23 protein-coding genes are annotated in these 20,027 nt (G+C 68.4%); 14 read left to right on the top strand and 9 right to left on the bottom strand.

Annotation, left to right across the window (positions count from 1 at the left end):
* The first annotated feature begins 51 nt into the window (after nt 1–51).
* Both ADBZ9K_RS10570 and ADBZ9K_RS10565 read left to right on the top strand, forming a co-directional pair.
* Nucleotides 52–1,209, top strand: a complete 1,158-nt coding sequence (locus tag ADBZ9K_RS10570; RefSeq protein WP_526620058.1) for a thiolase family protein — start codon at nt 52–54, stop codon at nt 1,207–1,209.
* On the top strand, nt 1,209–2,006 hold the full coding sequence (locus ADBZ9K_RS10565) for an enoyl-CoA hydratase/isomerase family protein (RefSeq protein WP_526620057.1): 798 nt from the start codon (nt 1,209–1,211) through the stop codon (nt 2,004–2,006). The genes ADBZ9K_RS10570 and ADBZ9K_RS10565 overlap by 1 nt, the downstream gene beginning before the upstream one ends.
* 10 nt (nt 2,007–2,016) lie before the next feature.
* On the opposite strand, the gene ADBZ9K_RS10560 is transcribed toward ADBZ9K_RS10565, so the two are convergent.
* The gene (locus ADBZ9K_RS10560; RefSeq protein ID WP_526620055.1) at nt 2,017–2,154 is read right to left on the bottom strand and encodes an alpha/beta fold hydrolase; all 138 of its coding nucleotides are present in this window, start codon (nt 2,152–2,154) and stop codon (nt 2,017–2,019) included.
* Nucleotides 2,155–2,262: 108 nt separating this feature from the next.
* On the opposite strand from ADBZ9K_RS10560, the gene ADBZ9K_RS10555 reads away from it, so the two are divergent.
* The gene (locus tag ADBZ9K_RS10555; protein ID WP_526620053.1) at nt 2,263–2,739 is read left to right on the top strand and encodes a TetR/AcrR family transcriptional regulator; all 477 of its coding nucleotides are present in this window, start codon (nt 2,263–2,265) and stop codon (nt 2,737–2,739) included.
* A 1-nt stretch (nt 2,740) separates the two neighbouring features.
* Here the strand turns inward: ADBZ9K_RS10555 and ADBZ9K_RS10550 are convergent, their stop codons facing one another.
* Both ADBZ9K_RS10550 and ADBZ9K_RS10545 read right to left on the bottom strand, forming a co-directional pair.
* On the bottom strand, nt 2,741–3,523 hold the full coding sequence (locus ADBZ9K_RS10550) for a fasciclin domain-containing protein (protein ID WP_526620051.1): 783 nt from the start codon (nt 3,521–3,523) through the stop codon (nt 2,741–2,743).
* Nucleotides 3,524–3,641: 118 nt separating this feature from the next.
* A complete protein-coding gene (locus ADBZ9K_RS10545; RefSeq protein WP_526620049.1) occupies nt 3,642–4,940 on the bottom strand; it encodes an MFS transporter in 1,299 nt (432 codons plus the stop codon).
* Nucleotides 4,941–4,991: 51 nt separating this feature from the next.
* Here ADBZ9K_RS10545 and ADBZ9K_RS10540 point away from each other — a divergent pair, with 51 nt between their 5' ends.
* The 4 genes from ADBZ9K_RS10540 to ADBZ9K_RS10525 are packed head-to-tail and all read left to right on the top strand — an operon-like array spanning nt 4,992 to nt 8,380.
* Nucleotides 4,992–5,945, top strand: a complete 954-nt coding sequence (locus tag ADBZ9K_RS10540) for a GlxA family transcriptional regulator (protein ID WP_526620048.1) — start codon at nt 4,992–4,994, stop codon at nt 5,943–5,945.
* A 24-nt stretch (nt 5,946–5,969) separates the two neighbouring features.
* Entirely contained in the window at nt 5,970–6,506 is a 537-nt protein-coding gene (locus ADBZ9K_RS10535) for a gamma carbonic anhydrase family protein (protein ID WP_526620046.1), read from the top strand.
* Nucleotides 6,507–6,557: 51 nt separating this feature from the next.
* The gene (locus tag ADBZ9K_RS10530; protein WP_526620044.1) at nt 6,558–7,688 is read left to right on the top strand and encodes an NAD(P)H-binding protein; all 1,131 of its coding nucleotides are present in this window, start codon (nt 6,558–6,560) and stop codon (nt 7,686–7,688) included.
* Nucleotides 7,685–8,380, top strand: coding sequence for a CPBP family intramembrane glutamic endopeptidase (locus tag ADBZ9K_RS10525; protein ID WP_526620042.1), 696 nt, complete (start codon nt 7,685–7,687; stop codon nt 8,378–8,380). The genes ADBZ9K_RS10530 and ADBZ9K_RS10525 overlap by 4 nt, the downstream gene beginning before the upstream one ends.
* On the opposite strand, the gene tet(V) is transcribed toward ADBZ9K_RS10525, so the two are convergent.
* Together tet(V) and ADBZ9K_RS10515 are read right to left on the bottom strand one after the other, a co-directional pair.
* The gene (tet(V), locus tag ADBZ9K_RS10520) at nt 8,377–9,639 is read right to left on the bottom strand and encodes a tetracycline efflux MFS transporter Tet(V) (RefSeq protein ID WP_526620902.1); all 1,263 of its coding nucleotides are present in this window, start codon (nt 9,637–9,639) and stop codon (nt 8,377–8,379) included. The genes ADBZ9K_RS10525 and tet(V) overlap by 4 nt on opposite strands.
* Before the next feature lie 95 nt (nt 9,640–9,734).
* Complete coding sequence (locus ADBZ9K_RS10515; RefSeq protein ID WP_526620040.1) at nt 9,735–10,538, bottom strand: enoyl-CoA hydratase/isomerase family protein; 804 nt, start codon at nt 10,536–10,538, stop codon at nt 9,735–9,737.
* A 98-nt stretch (nt 10,539–10,636) separates the two neighbouring features.
* Between ADBZ9K_RS10515 and ADBZ9K_RS10510 the strand changes: the two genes are divergently transcribed.
* The 3 genes from ADBZ9K_RS10510 to ADBZ9K_RS10500 are packed head-to-tail and all read left to right on the top strand — an operon-like array spanning nt 10,637 to nt 13,542.
* On the top strand, nt 10,637–11,731 hold the full coding sequence (locus tag ADBZ9K_RS10510; protein WP_526620039.1) for a CaiB/BaiF CoA transferase family protein: 1,095 nt from the start codon (nt 10,637–10,639) through the stop codon (nt 11,729–11,731).
* 45 nt (nt 11,732–11,776) lie between these two features.
* A complete protein-coding gene (locus ADBZ9K_RS10505) occupies nt 11,777–12,529 on the top strand; it encodes a 3-hydroxyacyl-CoA dehydrogenase (RefSeq protein ID WP_526620038.1) in 753 nt (250 codons plus the stop codon).
* Nucleotides 12,530–12,540: 11 nt separating this feature from the next.
* Nucleotides 12,541–13,542 (top strand): NAD(P)H-dependent flavin oxidoreductase, encoded by a 1,002-nt coding sequence (locus tag ADBZ9K_RS10500; protein WP_526620036.1) that lies wholly within the window; start codon nt 12,541–12,543, stop codon nt 13,540–13,542.
* 85 nt (nt 13,543–13,627) lie between these two features.
* Here the strand turns inward: ADBZ9K_RS10500 and ADBZ9K_RS10495 are convergent, their stop codons facing one another.
* Nucleotides 13,628–13,759 (bottom strand): hypothetical protein, encoded by a 132-nt coding sequence (locus ADBZ9K_RS10495; RefSeq protein ID WP_135427096.1) that lies wholly within the window; start codon nt 13,757–13,759, stop codon nt 13,628–13,630.
* Between the two features lie 164 nt (nt 13,760–13,923).
* Here ADBZ9K_RS10495 and ADBZ9K_RS10490 point away from each other — a divergent pair, with 164 nt between their 5' ends.
* Nucleotides 13,924–16,230 carry an MMPL family transporter gene (locus tag ADBZ9K_RS10490; protein ID WP_526620034.1) on the top strand — a complete coding sequence of 769 codons (2,307 nt, stop codon included), beginning with the start codon at nt 13,924–13,926 and terminating at the stop codon, nt 16,228–16,230.
* 36 nt (nt 16,231–16,266) lie between these two features.
* Entirely contained in the window at nt 16,267–16,902 is a 636-nt protein-coding gene (locus tag ADBZ9K_RS10485) for a class I SAM-dependent methyltransferase (RefSeq protein ID WP_526620032.1), read from the top strand.
* Here the strand turns inward: ADBZ9K_RS10485 and ADBZ9K_RS10480 are convergent.
* Complete coding sequence (locus ADBZ9K_RS10480) at nt 16,899–17,615, bottom strand: SIR2 family NAD-dependent protein deacylase (protein ID WP_526620030.1); 717 nt, start codon at nt 17,613–17,615, stop codon at nt 16,899–16,901. The two genes, ADBZ9K_RS10485 and ADBZ9K_RS10480, sit on opposite strands and share 4 nt — an antisense overlap.
* 37 nt (nt 17,616–17,652) lie before the next feature.
* On the opposite strand from ADBZ9K_RS10480, the gene ADBZ9K_RS10475 reads away from it, so the two are divergent.
* Nucleotides 17,653–18,018 carry an Rv1152 family transcriptional regulator gene (locus ADBZ9K_RS10475; protein ID WP_526620028.1) on the top strand — a complete coding sequence of 122 codons (366 nt, stop codon included), beginning with the start codon at nt 17,653–17,655 and terminating at the stop codon, nt 18,016–18,018.
* A 4-nt stretch (nt 18,019–18,022) separates the two neighbouring features.
* On the opposite strand, the gene ADBZ9K_RS10470 is transcribed toward ADBZ9K_RS10475, so the two are convergent.
* Together ADBZ9K_RS10470 and ADBZ9K_RS10465 are read right to left on the bottom strand one after the other, a co-directional pair.
* A complete protein-coding gene (locus tag ADBZ9K_RS10470) occupies nt 18,023–18,850 on the bottom strand; it encodes a class I SAM-dependent methyltransferase (RefSeq protein ID WP_526620027.1) in 828 nt (275 codons plus the stop codon).
* A complete protein-coding gene (locus ADBZ9K_RS10465; RefSeq protein ID WP_526620025.1) occupies nt 18,847–19,368 on the bottom strand; it encodes a DUF1697 domain-containing protein in 522 nt (173 codons plus the stop codon). The genes ADBZ9K_RS10470 and ADBZ9K_RS10465 overlap by 4 nt, the downstream gene beginning before the upstream one ends.
* A gap of 129 nt (nt 19,369–19,497) precedes the next feature.
* Here ADBZ9K_RS10465 and ADBZ9K_RS10460 point away from each other — a divergent pair, with 129 nt between their 5' ends.
* Complete coding sequence (locus ADBZ9K_RS10460) at nt 19,498–19,875, top strand: hypothetical protein (protein WP_526620023.1); 378 nt, start codon at nt 19,498–19,500, stop codon at nt 19,873–19,875.
* The last annotated feature ends 152 nt before the right edge of the window (nt 19,876–20,027 follow it).

Here is a 20,027-nt window from a genome sequence, read left to right as displayed (position 1 = left end):
CGGTGCTAAGAATCGAAGACCAACTATTCATCTCACCCAAGGAGAAGGCCGATGGCTGAAGCGGTCATTGTCGAGGCTGTACGTTCGCCAGTCGGAAAGCGCAACGGCGCACTGTCCGGAGTGCACCCCGCCGAGCTGTCGGCCCAGGTGCTCAATGGTCTGGTCGAGCGGGCCGGTGTCGATCCAGCCCTGATCGACGATGTCATCTGGGGTTGCGTCATGCAGGCAGGCGAGCAGGCCCTCGACATCGCCCGCACCGCGGCGCTGACCGCGGGCTGGCCCGAAACCGTTGCCGGCGTGACCGTCGACCGCCAATGCGGTTCAAGCCAGCAGTCGCTGAACTTCGCGGTGGCCGGCGTCATCGCCGGTCACTACGACGTCGTCGTCGCCGGTGGCGTCGAGTCGATGTCGCGGACCCCGATGGGCGCATCGCTGGCCAACGGCGGCTACCCCTACGCGGAGAGCTTCAAGGCGCGCTACGCCAAGACCCCGAACCAGGGTGTCGGCGCCGAGATGGTCGCCGAACAGTGGGGCTTCAGCCGAACCGAGCTCGACGAGTTCTCCCTGCGCTCGCACGAAAAGGCCGCTGCCGCGCAAGACGCCGGTGCGTTCAAGGATCAGATCGTCGGCATCAAGACCAAGGACGCCGACGGTAACGACACCGTGGTGCTCGAGGACGGCGGTATCCGCCGCGGTGGCACCATCGAGTCGATGGCAAAGATCAAGCCGGCGTTCTCCGAGGACGGCGTGATCCACGCCGGCAACTCCTCGCAGATCTCGGACGGTTCGGCCGCACTGCTGATCATGTCGGCAGAGAAGGCCAAGGATCTGGGCCTCGAGCCGCTGGCCAAGGTGCACACCGCGACGTTGGCCGGTGCCGATCCGGTCATCATGCTGACCGCGCCGATCCCGGCCACCCAGAAGGCCCTCAAGAAGTCCGGCCTGACCGTCGACGACATCGGTGTCTTCGAGGTCAACGAGGCGTTCGCGCCGGTTCCGATGGCCTGGCTCAAGGACATCGGCGCCGACGAGAAGAAGCTCAACCCCAACGGTGGCGCGATTGCGCTCGGCCACCCGCTGGGCGGCTCGGGCGCCCGCATCCTCACCACGCTGCTTTACCACATGCGGGACAACAACATCCAGTACGGCCTGCAGACGATGTGTGAGGGCGGCGGCCAGGCCAACGCCACCATCCTCGAGCTGCTCTAGTGTCAGACGTGCAAGCCCCCGCCGCTCTCTACGAGCGGCGGGGCAACGTCGCGCTGATCACCATCAACCGGCCTGAGGCCCGCAACGCGGTCAACGGTGCGGTGAGCACCGCCCTTGGCGATGCCCTGCAGCAGGCGCAGGACGACGCCGAGGTGTGGGCGGTGGTGATCACCGGTGCCGGTGACAAGTCGTTCTGCGCCGGCGCCGATCTGAAGGCAATCTCGCGGCGGGAGAACATCTTCCACCCCCAACACCCGGAGTGGGGATTTGCCGGCTACGTGCGGCACTTCATCGACAAGCCCACCATTGCCGCGGTGAACGGCACCGCGCTGGGCGGCGGCACCGAGCTGGCGCTGGCCAGCGACCTCGTCGTCGCGCAGCAGAGCGCCACGTTCGGGCTGCCCGAGGTCAAACGCGGTCTGGTGGCCGCGGCCGGCGGTGTGTTCCGCATCGTCGAGCAGCTGCCGCGCAAGGTGGCCATGCAGTTGTTGTTCACCGGTGAACCGATCACCGCCGCCGAGGCGCTGCGGTGGGGCCTGATCAACGAGGTCGTGCCCGACGGCACCGCGGTGGACGCCGCGCTGGCTCTGGCGCAGCGGATCACCGTCAACGCGCCGCTGGCCGTGCAGGCCAGCAAGCGTGTCGCGGCCGGTGTCGATGACGGGACCATCACCGCCGACGAAGCCGGCTGGACCCGCACCATGCGCGAGATCGGACCGCTGATGAAGTCCGCCGATGCCAAGGAGGGCCCGCTGGCCTTCGCCGAGAAACGTCAACCGGTCTGGCAGGCGCGCTGACTAGGCGGTGTCAGACGTCGGTCCGGATCGCTGTCGCGACCGCGCCCGGAGCTTCCGACTGCGGGTAGTGGCCGACACCGTCGAGCTCGATCACCCGGCCGCGCGGCAGGAGCCGGGTCGCCGCTTGCAGGACATGTTGGCCTGACACCGGATCGGCAAGACCCCAGACCAGCTGCAGCGGGCCGTCCCAGGCGGCAAGAGCCGACTCCCACCGCTGGTGATGGCGCGCCCGCTCGGTGTTGTAGCGGATGAGCAGGTGAGCTTCTACTCGAACTTCGAGTCCAAGGACGAGTTGTTCGTTGCCCTGCTCGGCCGCCATCTCGACGCTGAGGTCGAGACCCTGGGCCGAGCCCTCGAACGGATCGCCACCGCCGAAGATCTCGCACCGGCGATCGAGCGGCGGTACCGCGTTCTGGGCGAGGACCCCAGCTGGTGTCTGCTGACCACCGAGTTTCAGCTGTATGCGATGCGCGGCGGCAGGATGGCCGAGGAGTTCGCGGCCATCTACGAGTCCTACCGGCAGCGCCTGGGCAGCCTCATCGAGACCCACTTCGACCGCCTGGGAATTGCGTCGACCCTGACCCCCTACGAGTTCGGCGTCGCCCAACTGGCGCTGTCGCACGGTCTTGCCCTGCAGCGTGCGGCCAACAACACCCTGGCATCCACCCTGCCGGCGCGGGCACTGGCCACGTTCGTCCGTGGCGCGTTGGCCGAGGGTTCCGGCCGGCGCTGAACTAGGCGCTCGGCCCGGCGGAACTCGGCGCGGCGGAAGGCGGCGCCGCGGAGGTCGGCGTCGTTTCGGTGGTCGACGTAGTGGTGGTCGACGTGGTGGTCGACGTGGGCTTCGTGTTGGGCTGCGGCGCATCGGCCGGGTTGAGCACGGTGTCGATCATGTAGATGTAGGCGCCGCGGGCGGTGTAGTTGCACACCACCTTCGCGGTGTCATTGATCTTGATGTCACCGCCCTTGCCGGTCACCGAGATGGTGCGGCCGTCCTGCGTCGGCATCTTGCCGTCAACATCGTCGGGGCCGAGATAGCCCAGCACCATGTGGTAGTAGAGCGTCGGCAGCAGCACCGCCGGGTCGTTCTTGAGCTGGTCCAGGGTGGCCGGATCCAGCTTGGCGAACGCGTCGTTGGTCGGGGCGAAGACCACGTAGGGGCCGCCGTCGAGGACGCTGGTGACGTTGACGGCCGGGTTCAGCTTTCCGGAGATTGCCGCGCTGAAGGTGCTCAGGTCCGGGTTCGCGGCGATGGCCTCCGAGGCCGGCTGATTGCCCATGCTGGCGAACGAGCCGGTGCCGGTGGGCACCTTGCTCTTGTAGGCGTCGCAGCCCGGACCCTGCGGGTCGGGCAGCTGGCTCATGCTGGGTACCGGGATCCCGGAGGTCGTCGTCGGCGCCGCCGGGGTGGTGGTGGTCGTGCTGGGATCGGCGTAGGCCTGCACGGCTGTCGGAATAGCGACGGCGATCGCGGCGAGGGCAGCGGCAACACCGAGGGTCTTGGTACGAGTGCTCACTTCGGCTCCTTGAGTCTTCCGTGGAGTGGGCATGTCGCGGGTCCCCGGGTGCCGCGACGCCGGACGAATCGTACTGGCAGCAAAGCGTCAGGCTCAAAACGAGGCCGGAAAGGCCAGCTCAGAGCCCCGGGCGTCGGACACGCCAGCACAATGCCGCTGCGACGACACACAGGGCGGCAGCCAGCCGGAACGCCAGGTCGTAGGTGCCCTGCACATCGCGAAGCCAGCCCGCACCGGCCGCGGCCACCGCGGCGCCGAGCTGGTGAGCGGCGAACACCCAGCCGAACACAATGGGGGAGCGCGAGCCGAAGTACTCGCGGCACAACACAATCGTCGGCGGCACCGTCGCCACCCAGTCCAGCCCGTAGAAGAGGATGAACACCCAGGTACCCGGCTCGGCGTGCGGGGAAAGCAGTGTCGGCAACACCATCAGCGAGACGCCGCGGCCGAGGTAGTAGACCACCAGCAACAGCCGGGGATCGACCCGGTCGGTGAGCCAGCCGGACAGCACCGTTCCGGCGACATCGAGGATGCCGACGGTCGCCAGCAGCCCGGCCGCGACGGTGGTGGGCATCCCGTGGTCATTGGCCGCCGGGATGAAGTGGGTGCCGATCAGGCCGTTGGTGGTCATGCCGCAGATCGCGAAACTGCCGGCCAGCAGCCAGAACGCCGGGACGCGCGCGCCGATGCGCAGTCCGTCGACGGCGGCGCGGAAACTCGACGCGGCAACGAGCTGCGGTGCACCTGCGGTGGTCGCTCCATAGGGCAGCAGACCCTTGTCCGCGGGGTAGTTGCGCATGAGCAGCAGCACCGGCGGCACCACGGCCAGCGCCGCGCCGGCGACGATCAGTGCGGCCCACCGCCAGCCGTGCCGTGTGGTCACCTCGGCGACAACGGGCAGGAAGATCAGCTGCCCGGTCGCGCTGGCCGCGGTGAGCACACCGGTGACCAGTCCCCGACGCTGTTCGAACCAGCGGACCGCGATGGTGGCGACGAAGCCCATCGAGATCGCCCCGGTGCCGGCACCGACCAGCACACCCCACAGCAGCACCAGCTGCCAGCTCGCGGTCATCAGCACGCTGGCCGCCGAACCCGTCGCGATGAGCACCAGCGCTGCGGCCAGGACCGGGCGCACCCCGAATCGGTCCATCAGGGCGGCGGCGAACGGAGCCGTCAGCCCGAACAGCGTCATGTTCACCGACATGGCCAACCCGACGGCACCGTGTGACCAGCCGAACTCGTGGTGCAGCGGATTCATCATCACGCCGGGCACCGAGCGGAAGCCGGCCGCTCCGAGGATCGCCACGAAGCTGACGCCCGCCACCACCCAGGCCCAGTGCAGGCCGGTACGGGTGGGCGGGGTCGTTGAGGTGGACGTGGATGTCACCGGACCACTCTGTCGGATCGCCCACCGCATCAGCTAGTGGCAAGAGAGACACTATCCGTCAAAAACATGCCACACTGACGTATGCATCGGGTGGCGGTCCTGCTGGTGGAGCCGGTGGTCGGATTCGACGCGGGCATCGCTCCCACACTCTTCGGCGCGGCCGCCGACGCCGACGGCACATCGCTCTACGACGTGGTGACCTGTGGGCTGCACCGCGGTCCGGTCGCCACGACGAACGGCTACGCGATAGTGCCCGCGGCTGGTCCGGAGGTACTGGCGACCGCCGATACCGTCGTCGTTCCCGGCACCCGGTATCGGCCCGCCCGCACCGACGGGGTGCTGGAACCGCACCTCGCACGGGCACTGGCCTCGATCCGGCCCGGCACGCGGTTGGTGTCGATCTGCACCGGGGCGTTTGTGCTGGCCGCCGCCGGGATCCTCGACGGCAGGCCCGCCACCACACACTGGCGTTTCGCCGACGACCTGCGTGCGCTACATCCCCAGGTCCGGCTCGACGAGAACGTGTTGTTCGTCGACGACGGCGACGTGCTCACCTCGGCTGGGCTGGCCGCCGGAATCGACTTGTGCCTGCACATCATTCGGCGTGACCACGGTGCCTGGGTGGCCAATGACGTGGCGCGGTACTGCGTGGTGCCGCCGTGGCGGGAAGGGGGACAGGCCCAGTTCATCGAGCGGCGGGCGCCCACGGATGACGCGTCGACCGCGGCCACCCGGCAATGGGCGCTCGACCACCTCGACGAGCCACTGTCGATCGAGCAACTGGCCCGGCATGCCCGGATGAGCGAGCGCACCTTCTCCCGCCGATTCCGTGACGAGACCGGGCAGTCACCGGGGGCGTGGGTTCGCACCCGGCGGGTGGAGCTGGCGCGGGAACTGCTGGAGACCGCAGACCTGCCCGTCGACGAGGTGGCCCGCCGCGCGGGCCTGGGCTCCGGCGGCAACCTCCGTCACCACCTGCGTCGCGGTCTGGGGATGTCACCGTCGAGCTACCGCAAGGTGTTCCAGGGCGCCTGAACCCGCCCGCCTACGATGACGGCCATGGCTGAGCCACTGATCATGTCCGTTGCCGGACGCGCCCCCCAACTTCACCCCGAGTCCTGGGTCGCCCCCAATGCGGCGGTGATCGGCCGGGTCGTGCTCGGCTCGCGGGTCAGCGTCTGGTACTCGGCGACGCTGCGCGCCGAGGCCGAGTCGATCGACGTCGGCGCGGGCAGCAACATCCAGGACGGGGCCACCGTGCACGTCGACCCGGGCTTCCCGGCCCGGATCGGCAGCGGCGTGACGGTCGGACACAACGCGGTGCTGCACGGGTGCACGGTCGAGGACGGCGCCCTGGTCGGGATGGGCGCGATCGTCCTCAACGGCGCGGTGATCGGGGCAGGTTCGATCGTCGCGGCCGGTGCGGTGGTGCCGCAGGGCATGGTCGTGCCCCCCGGCTCGCTGGTGGCCGGGGTGCCGGCCAAGGTCCGGCGTGAGCTCAGCGACGACGAACTGGCCGGCAACCGCACCAACGCCGCGGTCTACGAACACCTCATCGACCTGCATCGCGCCAGTGAGGGACCCATCTCACAGTGACGTCAGGTTTGCGTCACCTCCAGACGGCCGATATTTCGTACCGTGGAGTCAATGCGGATGCTGGTCACCGGTGCTACCGGATATGTCGGTTCCCGACTGGTGGCCGCGCTGGTCGACCGGGGGCACGACGTTGTCGCTGCCACCCGCGACCCGGAGAAGCTCGGCCGCTTCGGCTGGTGTGACGACGTGACCGCGGTTCTCCTCGACGCCGACGACCCGTCCTCGGTCGAATCGGCCTTCGCGGTCGCCGGGCCCTTCGACATCGTCTACTACCTGGTGCACGCCATCGGCCAGCCCGACTTCCGCGACCGCGATAACGCCGCCGCCGCCAACCTGGTGGCGGTAGCCGCGGCGACCGGTGTGCGGCGCATCGTCTACCTCGGCGGGTTCGTCCCCGACGGCGAGGCGCTGTCCGAGCACCTGGCCGGCCGCGCCGAGGTCGCCTCGGCGCTCGACGTCGACGGCGGGCCCGAACTGGTCTGGCTGGGTGCGGCGGTCATCATCGGCGCCGGGTCGACGTCCTTCGAGATGGTGCGCTACGTCGGCGACCGGTTCTGGCTGATTCCGTTGCCGCCGTGGGCGGACAACGACATCGACCCGATCTCGATCCGCGACGTGCTCTACTACCTGCTCGCCGCCGCGGACGCCGACCGCGTGCCGCCCGGCGGGTACGACATCGTCGGGCCTGCCACGACCACCTACCGCGAGTTGCTGCAGACCTATGTCGACGCCGCCGGTGAACTCCGCGCGGGCTTGCCGGTACGCGACATCGTGCCGCGCAGCATCGTGGCGCGGGTGGCGGGTCTGGCCGTGCCGGTGCCCACCGGACTGGCCGCTGATCTGATCGCGTCGCTGGATCATCCGATGACCGCCTCCGGCACCGTGCTGGCCGACCATGTGCCCGATCCGCCCGGCGGGCTCACCGAACTCGAGGACGCCGTCGCCGCGGCGGTGCTGAGCCCACCGGCACGGCCGGTGGACGAACTGGCCGACCCGCACCACCTGGCCGACAGCGATCCGGTCTGGGCGGGCGGGGACGCGTTGCGGCTGCGGCGGCTAGCCGCAGCGGTGACTCCGGTGGCCGCGTGGCCGGCGTTGCGCATGCTCGACGCGGTGCCCGGCCCGCTGGCCGGCGTCCTGCGCACCGGCCTGGATCTGCTGTTGAAGGCCCGCCGGCCATGACCGTGCTCACCGAGATCCGTGCGGCGGCAGCCAAAGTTGCCGTGCCGCACCAGGAATGGCCGTCAGTGGTGCGGCGGCGCCGCATCGTGGTGTGCGTCGTGATGGTTGTCGGTGCGGCCTTGCTCGGCTACTCGCTGACCCGCACCCCCGGCGACACGACGTTCTACTGGTTGACGCTGGGTCTGGCGGCGGTGTGGGCGCTGGGCACGGTGCTGTCCGGCCCGGTGCATCTGGGTTGTATCCGGTGGCGGGGGCGCAACCAACGCCCGGTCGTCACCGGGCTTGCGGTTGGGCTGGCGCTCGGTGGCGTGTTCGTGGTGGGCGGTCTGGCGGCTCGGGAGATCGGGCCGGTGGCCGAGCGGATCACCCGGGTGTTGGAGTTCGCCAACCACGGCAGTCTGGTTCTGGTCGTGGTGATCACGTTGGTCAACGGTTTCGCCGAGGAGTTGTTCTTTCGCGGCGCCCTCTACACCGCCCTGGGTGGGTTCCACCCGGTCGTGATCTCCACGGCGCTCTACGCGGTGGTCACCTCGGCCAGCGGCAACCCGATGCTGGGGTTCGCCGCCATCATCCTCGGCACGGTATGTGCGTGGGAACGCCGAGCCACCGGCGGAGTGCTGGCACCCGTGCTCACCCACGTGGTGTGGGGTCTGATCATGGTGCTGGCACTGCCGCCGATGTTCTGGGGTTAGCGCAGCGGGTGGGCGATCTCGTCGCGCGGCATGCGGGCCGCGATGAGTGCGATCGCGGCCAGTAGCACCGGCGCGATGCCGGCCACGGCGAAGATGAGCTCGATCGGCACCACCTTGGACAGTGGGCCGGCGACCGCCATCGACACCGGCATGAACGCCAGCGAGACGAAGAAATCCAGGCTCGACACCCGGCCCAGCATCTGTGCCGGCACACGGCGCTGTAGCAGCGTGCCCCAGATGACACCCGCCCCCTCGGCCAGACCGACGACAAACAGGGCGATGAGCATCAGGGGCAGGGAGGACGTCGTGCCGACGATCACGAACGGCAGCGAGCCCACGCCCCACATCGTCATCATCACAGTGAGGTAGCGCCGCGGCAGTGGTCGTGAGGACACCGCGACCGCGCCGATCGCACTACCCAACCCGAACGCGGCGAGCATCAGGCCGTACACCTGCTCACCATGGGCGAACCGGCCGCGGGCGATGAACGGCAGTAGCACCTCGATCGGGCCCATCGCCAGGAACACCCAACAGCTGGCGAACAGCAGCGTCCAGCGCAGCCACGGGGTGCGCACCACGAAGCGCAGGCCGTCGCGCAGATCGGTGAGCACGTGCGGCTTTTCGCGCTCGACGGTCATGTGCTCGCCGTGTCCCGGGCGCATCGCCACCAGCAAGACCAGTCCGATCACCATGAGCACGGTCACCGTCACCGAACCCAGTGCGGGGAAGGTGAGCCCGATCAGCGCACCGGCCGCGGCGGGACCGATGGCCTGCTGCAGGGTCGGGCGGATCGCACCCTCGAGGCCGTTGGCGGCCAGCAGGTGTTCGGGCGGCAGGATGCGCGGCAGGTACGAGTTGTAGGCGGGGAAGAAGAAGGCCGCGCCGATGCCGAGAACCGTTGCAGCGACGGCCATATGCCATAGTTGGAGCTTGCCGACCAGGCCCAGGACGGCCACCGCGCCGGTCGCGACGGCGTTGGCGGCCTCGACGGCGATGATGACGGCGCGCTGCGGAACCCGGTCGGCCACGATGCCGCCGACCAGGATGAAGGCCAGCATGCCGCCGGCGAGGCAGGTGGCGACCAGGGACAGTGCTGCGGGATCGTCGGCCAGGGCGATCACCTGAAGCGCCATCACGACGGTCCACATGCCTTCGGCGAACAGGAACAGCGACATCGCCGCGATGAGCAGACGGAATTCGCGGAATTCGAACGGTGCGAGCACGCGCCAGCGGCCGGTGGTCGGCACCGGCTCGCCGATGTCGCAGGGCGTGCTCATGGCCTCGATGCTCCCTGACCGAAGGGGCCACGTCCAACGAATTTCGAGCGCCGAGACTGTAGTCAGTACAGTCAGGGCTAAGAGTCAGTGAAGCTCGGCGACCGGTGCTCCTGGAATGCCTTGGTGCCCTCGCGAAAATCCTTCGACGCCAGCAAGATCAGCTGCCCTTCGCTCTCGCGGGTGATGGCGGCATCCAGCTCGGTGAGGGTCGCGGCGTTGATCGCCTGCTTGGTCTTGCGCAGCGCGAGGGCCGGACCGGACACTAGCTTGTCGATCACCGCCGCCACCGCGGCATCGAGATCCTCGGCCGGATGGACCGCGCTCACCAACCCGAAGTCGTAGGCCTGCATGGCCGAAACCCGTTCTGCCAGAAGCGCCATCCGCATCGCGCGGATCCGGCCGACGGCAGCGGCCACCAACGCCGAGGCACCCCCGTCGGGCATCAACCCGATCTTGGTGAAGGCGAGCAGGAAGAAGGCCTTCTCCGAAGCCACCACGACGTCGCAGACCAGCGCCAGTGACACGCCCACCCCGGCGACGGGCCCCTGCACCACCGCCACCACCGGCTTGGGCAGGTTCGCGATTGCGCGCACCGCCCGGTTGGCCTCGATCAACACGTCGTCCTCGGCCGCGGACGCATCCGGGTGGCTGTCGGCACTGATGTCGGCACCCGAGCTGAACCCGCGTCCGGCCCCGCCGAGTCGCACCACGCGCACCCGCGGGTCGTCGGCGGCGCGGTCCAGGGTGTCGGCCAGTGTCCCCAGCATCGGCGCGGTCAGGGCGTTCAGGCTCTCGGGGCGGTTCAGCGTCACCGACAGCACTCCGTCGTCGAGCGATGCCGTCAGCTCGGGGATACCTGCATACGTATCGGTGGTCGTCATGGGCTGCACCTTAAGCGTCGACGGGGGCCCGGCCCGCGGAGGGGCGGCACGGGTGTAAATAGTAGAGCGGCGATCAATCAACTGGAGGGTAGGGAACTATGGCGGGACCACTGCACGGTTTGCGCGTCGTCGAATTGGCCGGTATCGGCCCGGGCCCACACGCGGCGATGATCCTCGGTGACCTGGGCGCAGACGTCGTGCGGATCGAGCGGCCCGGCAAGGGGCCGGGCATCCCGACCAAGGCCAGCAACGACTACCTGATGCGCAACCGCCGCTCGGTGGCCGCCAACCTCAAGGGTGAGCAGGACCGCGAACTCGTGCTCGGACTGATCGCCAAGGCCGACGTGCTCATCGAGGGCTACCGTCCCGGTGTCACCGAGCGTCTGGGTCTGGGGCCCGAGGACTGCGCCAAGGTCAACGACCGCCTTATCTACGCGCGGATGACCGGCTGGGGCCAGACCGGCCCACGCAGCCAGCAAGCCGGCCATGACATCAACTACATCTCGCTCAACGGCGTGCTGCATGCCGTCGGGCGGGTCAACGAGCGCCCGGTTCCGCCGCTGAACCTCGTCGGCGACTTCGGCGGCGGGTCGATGTTCCTGCTCGTCGGCATCCTGGCCGCGCTGTGGGAGCGGGAGCGCTCCGGGGTGGGCCAGGTCGTCGATGCCGCGATGGTCGACGGTTCCAGCGTGCTGGCCACCATGATGTGGGCGTTCCGGCACATGGGCATGTGGAGCGACGTGCGCGGCACCAACATGCTCGACACCGGTGCGCCGTACTACGACACCTACGAGTGTTCCGACGGGCGCCACGTCGCGGTCGGCTCGATCGAGCCGCAGTTCTACGCCGAGCTGCTGGACAAGCTCGGCCTGGCCGGTGCCGACCTGCCTGACCAGAACGACATCACCCGTTGGCCCGAGCTGCGGGCCATCCTCACCGCGAAGTTCGCCGAGCACGACCGCGACCACTGGGCCGGGGTGTTCGCGGGTAGCGACGCCTGCGTCACCCCGGTGCTGTCGTTCGCCGAGGTGGAGTCCGAGCCGCACAACACCGAGCGCAACACCTTCTACTCCGAGAACGGCTCGCTGTTCCCGGCGCCTGCTCCCCGGTTCTCTCGCACGGTGCCCGATGCGCCGACCGCGCCGGGCGTTCCGGGAGCCGACACCGAGGCCGTCCTCCGCGACTGGGTATAGTCCCCAACCAACCAGTAGGTCGACCAACCGAAAGGAAGCACATTCGTGGAGATCAAGGACGCCGTAGCCGTTGTCACCGGTGGTGCCTCGGGCCTGGGCCTGGCCACCACCAAACGACTGCTCGACGCCGGGGCATCGGTCGTCGTCATCGACCTCAAGGGCGAAGAAGTGGTGGCCCAGCTTGGTGATCGCGCGAAGTTCGTCGCGGCCAACGTCACCGACGAGGAGTCGGTCGGCAAGGCGCTCGATATCGCCGAGTCGCTGGGCCCGGTGCGCATCAACGTCAACTGCGCGGGCATCGGCAACGCCATCAAGACGCTGGGCAAGGACGGCCCATTCCCGCTCGACCAGTTCAAGAAGGTCGTCGAGGTCAACCTGATCGGCACGTTCAACGTGCTGCGCCTTACCGCCGAGCGGATCGCCAAGACCGACCCGATCGGCGAGGAGCGGGGCGTCATCATCAACACCGCGTCGGTCGCGGCGTTCGACGGACAGATCGGCCAGGCCGCCTACTCGGCGTCCAAGGGTGGCGTGGTGGGGATGACCCTGCCGATCGCGCGCGACCTGTCGCGCAGCCTGATCCGCGTCGTCACCATCGCCCCCGGTCTGTTCAAGACCCCGCTGCTCGGCTCGCTTCCCGAAGAGGCGCAGAAGTCACTGGGCCAGCAGGTGCCGCACCCCGCCCGCCTCGGCGACCCCGACGAATACGGTGCCCTGGCGGTGCACATCGTGGAGAACGCGATGCTCAATGGCGAGGTGATCCGCCTCGACGGCGCGATCCGCATGGCTCCGCGGTAACCGGGGCCGACATGACGATCACGACCAAATTCACCGAGGTCTTCGGGGTCGAGCACCCCATCGCCCAGGGTGGTATGCAGTGGGTGGGACGCGCGGAACTCGTTGCCGCCGTTGCCAATGCGGGTGCGCTCGGCTTCATCACGGCGCTGACTCAGCCGACCCCGGCGGATCTGGCCAACGAGATTGCTCGCACTCGTGAGCTCACCGACAAGCCGTTCGGGGTGAACCTGACGATCCTGCCCTCGATCAACCCGCCGCCCTATGACGAGTATCGGCAGGTGATCGTCGACTCGGGCATCAAGATCGTGGAGACCGCGGGCTCCAACCCGGCGCCGCATCTGCCGATGTTCCACGACAACGGCATCAAGGTGCTGCACAAGTGCACCTCGGTGCGCCACGCCGTCAAGGCGCAGAGCCTGGGTGTGGACGGCATCAGCATCGACGGTTTCGAGTGCGCGGGGCATCCGGGCGAGGACGACGTCCCGGGCCTGGTGCTGATCCCGGCGGCCGCCGACAAGATCGAGATCCCGATGATCGCCTCCGGCGGGTTCGCCGACGCCCGCGGTCTGGTGGCCGCGCTGGCGCTGGGCGCCGACGGCATCAACATGGGCAGCCGGTTCATGTGCACTTCTGAGTCCTGCATCCATCAGAACGTCAAGGACGCGATCGTGGCCGGCAACGAGTTGGGCACCGAGCTGATCTTCCGCAGCCTGCACAACACCGCTCGGGTGGCCTCCAACGTGGTCTCCCGTGAGGTCGTGGAGATCCTCAAGGGCGGCGGTCAGTTCGAGGACGTCAAGGATCTGGTCGCCGGAGTGCGCGGCCGGCGGGTGTTCGACGAGGGCGATGTCGATGCCGGCATCTGGACCGTCGGCACCGCGATGGGCCTGATCAACGACATCCCGACGGTCGCCGAGCTGGTCAGCCGCATCGTCAACGAGGCCGAAGAGATCATCAGCGGGCGGCTGGCCGCGATGCTCGCGCCGAGCCAAGACGCAAAAGTGCCCGCCTGATCCCAGGCGGGCACCGCTCACGCACATCAACCCCGGAGGGCGCCTCGCCGCAGTTACGCGGCGGTGGCGCCCGTCGGCGTTGTGCTCAGCTGGCGTTGGCGAGCGGGGGGAGATCCTCGAACTGCTCCGAGGTGTCACCCTCCACCAACAAGTCGCCGTGATAGAGCGCGTCGAAGTCGACTTTGATGACATCGGCACTGGTGTCGTCGATCCACATACTCAGGACTCTATGGGTAACCATTAAGGATTCATTGAGTCACGTTTCGGAAAACCCTGGCAATTCTTACTCCCGAGTCAGGTCGGCCACCGCCGCGCCAGACGTCACGCTTGCGTCATTGATTCCCCGACGTCCGGCCGACCACTGCCGGGAAGGATGGAACCGTGCTGCAAACCATCGCTCACCTGGCCATTCGCGCGCCGAAGCGAATCGTCGGCATCGCGGTGCTGGTGATGGTGGCAACCGCGGTGTTCGGTATCCCGGTGGCCGGCAGCCTCTCGGCGGGCGGCTTCGTCGACCCGACCTCGGAAAGCAGTCACGCCGCGCGGCTGCTCGACCAGAAGTTCGGCCAAAGCGATCAGCAGTTGCTCATCACCGTCACAGACTCGGCCGGTGCCACCGGCCCCGCGGCGCGAGCCGTCGCCACCGGGATCGTCGGCACCTTGTCGGAATCGCCGCATGTGATCAGCGTCAGCTCGGCGTGGACGTCGCCGCCGGCCGCGGCGGGGGAGCTGCTGAGCAAGGACGGCAAGACCGGACTGATCGTCGCGCTCCTGAGGGGCGGGGAGAATAACGCCCAGAAGTACGCCAAGGCGCTGGCCAACCAGGTCGTCCGGGACAGCGGCGGCGTCACTGTTCGAGCCGGCGGCACCGCGATGATCTACTCGCAGATCACCGAACAGACGATGCGCGATCTGGTGCTGATGGAGTCCATCGCGGTGCCGTTGAGCTTCGTGGTTCTGGTCTGGGTGTTCGGCGGACTGCTCGCCGCCGCACTGCCTCTGGCGGTCGGGCTGATGGCGATCGTGGGCTCGCTGGCGGTGTTGCGGTTGATCACCTTCTTCACCGACGTGTCCATCTTCGGGCTCAACATCACCACCGCGTTGGGCCTGGCGCTGGCGATCGACTACACGCTGCTGATTCTCAGCCGCTACCGCGACGAGATCGCCGCCGGTGCCGACCGCCAGAGCGCACTGGTGCGCACCATGGCCACCGCCGGTCGTACGGTGCTGTTCTCGGCGACCACGGTGGCGTTGTCGATGGCGGCGATGATCCTGTTCCCGATGTACTTTCTGAAGTCCTTCGCCTATGCGGGCATCGCCACCGTCACATTCGCTGCGGCTGCCGCCGTGATCGTCACCCCGGCGGCCATCGTCTTGCTGGGTGACCGACTGGACTCGTTCGACCTTCGCCGGCTGCTGCGCAGAATGTTCAACCGGCCGGAGCCCGCTGCCAAGCCGCTGACTGCGCTGTTCTGGTACCGGTCGACGAAATTCGTTATGCGGCGGTCGATTCCGATTGGCACCGCGATCATTGTGCTGCTGCTGTTGCTCGGTGCGCCGTTCCTGCGGGTGCAGTTCGGCAACCCCGACGACCGGGTGCTGCCCAAGAGCGCTTCCACCCACCAGGTCGGCGATCAACTGCGCACCGATTTCGCCAGCAACTTCAACACCGCCGTGGCCATGGTGATCCCCGACGCGGACGGCATCACCCCGGCCGCGATGGAGCGCTACGCCGCCGACCTGTCCCGGGTGCCCGACGTCTCGCTGGTCTCCGCGCCCACCGCCACGTTCGTCGACGGCCGCAACGTCGGCCCGCCATCGGCGCCTGCGGCCGTCGCCGACGGCAGCGCCTTCCTGACCGTGCGCAGCACCACCACATTGTTCTCGGCGGCCTCCAAAGCCCAGCTGGACGCGTTGCACGCGGTGCCGCCACCGGCCGGCCACGACGTCCTGATCGGCGGCGGCGCCCAGACCAACCGTGACAGCGTGCAGGCCATCACCTCGCGAATGCCGTTGGTACTGGGCCTGATCGGGGTGATCACCTTCGCGCTGCTGTTCTTGCTGACCGGCAGCGTGGTGTTGCCACTCAAGGCGCTAATACTCAACGTGCTCTCGTTGTCGGCGGCATTCGGTGCTCTGGTGTGGATTTTCCAGGAGGGTCACCTGGGTGCCTTCGGCACCACCCCGACCGGCACGCTGGAAGCCAATATGCCGGTTCTGCTGTTCTGCATAGCCTTCGGGTTGTCGATGGACTACGAGGTGTTCCTGGTCGCCCGGATCCGCGAATACTGGCTGGCGTCCGGAGCCGCTGGGCCGGCGACATCGGGCCGAGCGAAAACCCGTGCCGACAACGACGAGAGCGTGGCACTGGGGTTGGCCCGCACCGGGCGGGTGGTCACCGCCGCCGCGCTGATCATGTCGATCGCCTTCGCCGCCCTGATGGCCGCGCAGGTGTCGTTCATGCGCCTATTCGGGGTGGGCCTGACGCTGGCCGTCCTCGTCGATGCCACCCTGGTGCGGATGGCACTGCTGCCGGCGTTCATGCACGTGATGGGCCGATGGAACTGGTGGGCGCCCACACCGTTGGCGCGCCTGCACGAGCGGATCGGGCTCAGCGAAGGGCCGCCGCAGCCGACGGCGGCCGGTGTCGCCGCGTCCGGCGGGACGCCACCGGTTGTGACGGTGTGACTAGGCTGGTTCCGCGGCAGGAAGGACACCACGGACATGGCAGCACAGACCTTCGATCACCCGTTGTTCGCGCGGATCTGGACGGTGATGTCCGCTCACGAATCCAGGGCCATGCGTGAGCTGCGGCGGGAAAACCTCGCCGGGCTCAGCGGCCGGGTGCTGGAGGTTGGCGCGGGCACCGGAACGAACTTCGCGTTCTATCCCGAGACGGTCAGTGCGGTCATCGCGCTCGAACCCGAGACCCGGCTGGCACCGCTGGCCATCGATGCCGCCGCGGCGGCACCGGTACCGGTCACCGTGCTGGAGTCCACGATCGAAACGATGCCGGACACCGAACCCTTCGACGCGGTGGTGTGCTCGCTGGTGCTGTGCTCGGTCGAAGACCCCGACGGGGTTCTACGCCAACTCCATTCGGTGCTCAAACCCGGTGGCGAGCTGCGCTACTTCGAGCACATCGCCACCGGCGGCTGGCGCGGCGGGCTGCAGCGGGTGGCCGACGCGACGATCTGGCCGCGGATAGCCGGAAACTGCCACACCCACCGCGACACCGAACATGCCATCGCCGGCGCCGGTTTCGCCATCGACACCGCGCGGCGCGAGGCAACCTTCCCGGCGTGGGTTCCGCTGCCGGTGCAGGAGGTCGCGCTGGGGCGGGCCCGCAAGGGCGACTAGCCTTCCAGCAGGGCGGGTAGCTCCTGCAGCAGACGCGGCAGGGCGGTGCTCGCCGACTCCCTGATCGAGATCGTCGCATTGGCCGTCAGCGGGGTCGCCTCCGGGTTGACCTCCACCACGACGGCGCCGCGGGCCAGTGCCACCTCGGGCAGTCCGGCCGCCGGGTAGACGATGCCGGAGGTGCCGACCACCACCAGGACGTCGGAGGTGGCCACCGCCTCTACCGCGGCCTGCCACGGCTCATCGGGCAGCTGTTCGCCGAACCACACGATGCCGGGACGGATCAGCCCGCCGCATTCGCAGCTCGGCGGCATCTTCTCCAGTTCGGGTTCGGGCATGTCGGGCAGCGGGCCGTGGTAACGGGATCCGCAGGTGTCACACCAGAACTCGGCGAGACTGCCGTGCAGGTGGTGCACCGGTCTGCTGCCGGCTCGCTCGTGCAAGTCGTCGACGTTCTGGGTGATCACGGTGACCTCGGCGCAGTCCTGCCAGGCCGCCACCGCTCGGTGACCGTCGTTGGGCGTCGTCTGGTCGACCAGGTGGTGACGCCACAGGTACCACGCCCACACCCGTTCGGGATGGCTTTGCCAGCCCTCGGTACTGGACAGTTCGTAGGGGTCGTACTTGGCCCACAAACCGGTCTTGTCGTCGCGAAATGTCGGCACCCCGCTTTCGGCGGAGATCCCTGCTCCGCTGAGCACCGCAATACGCACATCCACCAAAATAGCCGGTCTAGGCGATACTTAGCGTGTGTCGGAGTTGGGGGATTGGTTGCGCGTGGATGGGCAGGCGGCGCGGCCGCTGTTCGACCAGCTGAGAACACAGGTCATCGACAGCGTCCGGGATGGGCGGTTGCCGCCGGGCACCCGGTTGCCGACGGTGCGGGAGCTGGCCGGTCAGCTGGGGCTGGCGGTGAACACCGTGGCGCGTGCCTACCGGGAGCTCGAGACCGCCGGCATCGTCGAAACCCGGGGCCGGTTCGGCACCTTTGTGGCACGTGCCGACCCGGCCGACGCCGCGATGGCCGCGGCGGCCAACGCCTACGTGGAGGCCGCCCGCGCGCTCGGCCTCGCCAAGCACGAGGCCATGCGGTATCTGGACTCGGCGTTCGGCTAAGACGTCAGCCGAATTCCAGCAGGGTGTAAGACCCGCGCAGATTCCTGACCGGGTGAAAACCCCATACCGCCGGAAACACCTTCTGGAAGAAGAAGCCGCGGCCCGTGGGCATCGGGATGTCGTGCACGGCCTTCACGCCGGGCATGGTGTTGGCCAGGGCGGCTAATTGGTCGGCGGTCAGGCTGAACGGCATGGGCGGCACCCGGTAGTGCTTGGATGACCGCAGACCCTTCGGGGCGAGCTTCTTGACCAGCACCGGCGGCAGGTCGAAGAACATCTGGCCGCCGGGAAAACGCTTGGCGCACTGGGTGATCAGATCCATCGCGTCATGCGGCTGCAGATACATCAGCAGGCCTTCGGCGGTGATGAACACGCCGTTGGAGCTGTCCACCTGATCCATCCAGCTGTAGTCGAGGGCGGATTGCGCCAGGTTCGTGATCCGCGGTGAGGACGGCAGCAGGCGCTCACGCAGCTCGATCACCGGGGGCAGGTCCACCGACACCCAACGAAACTGGGGATCGGCCAGCGCGTCGTTCACCCGCCAGAAGCTGGTCTGAAAGCCCTCGGCGAGCGCGACCACGGTGGCCGTGGGGTGCGCGCTCAGATACCGCACCGCGCAACCGTCGACGGCTAATGAGCGCAGCGCCATCTCCTGGCCCTTGCGGCCGAATTTGTCGAAGTCGAAATCGATCGAGTCCACCAGCTCGATGGCCATCGGATCGTGCAGGATGGCGCCCGGCAGGCCGGCCTGATGGGCGCGACCGTTGAGCGTCAGCAGCGCGGTCTCGGAGACACCACCGAGCTGGCTGGCGTCGATCTTGGGGCTGTTCATGTCAGTACCTTCGCTAGGGTGCGCAGATTACGGGTCGTGGTCGACGACTTGTAGCGCTTCTTGCCCATCGTCTTGCCGATGGACGAATCCAGTGTGGACGACTTGGGCACCTGCCAGTACAGGACGCCGTCGCCGCGGGCGATCTTCTCGTCGGGCCCGGCGTCGTCGGCCAGCGCCGCGAGTTCATCGAGAACCGCCGGATCGCTGACGAAGGTGACATACGAGTGGTGGCCCTCGACCTCGGGGGAGAACGGGTAGTCCGCGGCGATGGTGCGCACGGTGTCGAGGTCGTACACCAGCACCCACGCCTCGTAGCCGAACGCATCGCGCAGCGCCGCTTCGGCCTTCGTGCGCACCGAGGCCCTCGTACCGTCGGCGTCGAGGAGGACGTTGCCGCTGGCCAGGATGGTGCGCACGTTGTCGAACCCGGCGTCGGTCAGGGCCGCGGCGACGTCGGCCATCTTCAGGGTCACCCCGCCGACGTTGACTCCGCGCAGGAAAGCCGCGTAGCGCGTCATGTCGCCGATCTTAGAGCGGTCAGGCACGGGGGTCGTGGACCTGATCCGGCACCGAACTCGCGGCTTTCCTCGTGAATCGGGGTCATTCAGCCGCGCGAACTGGGCGGACATACAGCGGGTAGCAGTCCGATGGCGGTGGCCATCGCGCTTTGGTTTTGGCAGGCCGTTTGGCCGGAGTCGGGTGGGGTGTTTGCGCCTTGGGTGGCTGGGCAGCGGGTGGGTTGTAGGCCGATGGCGGTGGGCATGGCGCTTTGGTTTTGGCAGGCCGTGCTGCCGGAGTCGGGTGGGGTGTTCGGGCCTTGGGTGGCTGGGCAGCGGGTGGGTTGTAGGCCGATGGCGGTGGGCATGGCGCTTTGGTTTTGGCAGGCGGTGCCGCCGGAGTCGGGTGGGGTGTTCGGGCCTTGGGTGGCCGGGCAGCGGGTGGGTTGTAGGCCGATGGCGACGGGCATGGCGCTTTGGTTCTGGCAGGCCGTGCTGCCGGAATCTGGTGGGCTGTTCGTCGTTTGACTGGCGTCCGGAGCGGAGCCAGACGATCCGGTCCCGTTCTGACCTGTGCCCTGCGAGTTGTCGGCGCTCGGAGTGGAGTCAGACGATCCGGTCCCGTTCTGATCTGTGCCCTGCGAGTTGTCGGCGCTCGGAGTGGAGTCAGACGATCCGGT

Origin of the sequence: Mycobacterium sp. (assembly GCF_965229265.1) — a bacterium.
Taxonomy (GTDB): Bacteria; Actinomycetota; Actinomycetes; order Mycobacteriales; family Mycobacteriaceae; genus Mycobacterium.
The sequence above is the reverse complement of the archived record's forward strand: the minus strand, read 5'-3'. Positions and strand labels throughout refer to the sequence as shown.

What these genes read in the sequence shown, in the direction of transcription:
- ADBZ9K_RS10540 (WP_526620048.1), top strand. Translation starts at nt 4,992, where the DNA reads ATGCATCGGGTGGCGGTCCTGCTGGTGGAGCCGGTGGTCGGATTCGAC.
- ADBZ9K_RS10510 (WP_526620039.1), top strand. Translation starts at nt 10,637, where the DNA reads ATGGCGGGACCACTGCACGGTTTGCGCGTCGTCGAATTGGCCGGTATC.
- ADBZ9K_RS10500 (WP_526620036.1), top strand. Translation starts at nt 12,541, where the DNA reads ATGACGATCACGACCAAATTCACCGAGGTCTTCGGGGTCGAGCACCCC.
- ADBZ9K_RS10535 (WP_526620046.1), top strand. Translation starts at nt 5,970, where the DNA reads ATGGCTGAGCCACTGATCATGTCCGTTGCCGGACGCGCCCCCCAACTT.
- ADBZ9K_RS10485 (WP_526620032.1), top strand. Translation starts at nt 16,267, where the DNA reads ATGGCAGCACAGACCTTCGATCACCCGTTGTTCGCGCGGATCTGGACG.
- ADBZ9K_RS10570 (WP_526620058.1), top strand. Translation starts at nt 52, where the DNA reads ATGGCTGAAGCGGTCATTGTCGAGGCTGTACGTTCGCCAGTCGGAAAG.
- ADBZ9K_RS10495 (WP_135427096.1), bottom strand. Translation starts at nt 13,759, where the DNA reads ATGTGGATCGACGACACCAGTGCCGATGTCATCAAAGTCGACTTCGAC.
- ADBZ9K_RS10470 (WP_526620027.1), bottom strand. Translation starts at nt 18,850, where the DNA reads ATGAACAGCCCCAAGATCGACGCCAGCCAGCTCGGTGGTGTCTCCGAG.
- ADBZ9K_RS10530 (WP_526620044.1), top strand. Translation starts at nt 6,558, where the DNA reads ATGCGGATGCTGGTCACCGGTGCTACCGGATATGTCGGTTCCCGACTG.
- ADBZ9K_RS10460 (WP_526620023.1), top strand. Translation starts at nt 19,498, where the DNA reads ATGGCGGTGGCCATCGCGCTTTGGTTTTGGCAGGCCGTTTGGCCGGAG.
- ADBZ9K_RS10515 (WP_526620040.1), bottom strand. Translation starts at nt 10,538, where the DNA reads ATGACGACCACCGATACGTATGCAGGTATCCCCGAGCTGACGGCATCG.
- ADBZ9K_RS10525 (WP_526620042.1), top strand. Translation starts at nt 7,685, where the DNA reads ATGACCGTGCTCACCGAGATCCGTGCGGCGGCAGCCAAAGTTGCCGTG.
- ADBZ9K_RS10545 (WP_526620049.1), bottom strand. Translation starts at nt 4,940, where the DNA reads ATGCGGTGGGCGATCCGACAGAGTGGTCCGGTGACATCCACGTCCACC.
- ADBZ9K_RS10465 (WP_526620025.1), bottom strand. Translation starts at nt 19,368, where the DNA reads ATGACGCGCTACGCGGCTTTCCTGCGCGGAGTCAACGTCGGCGGGGTG.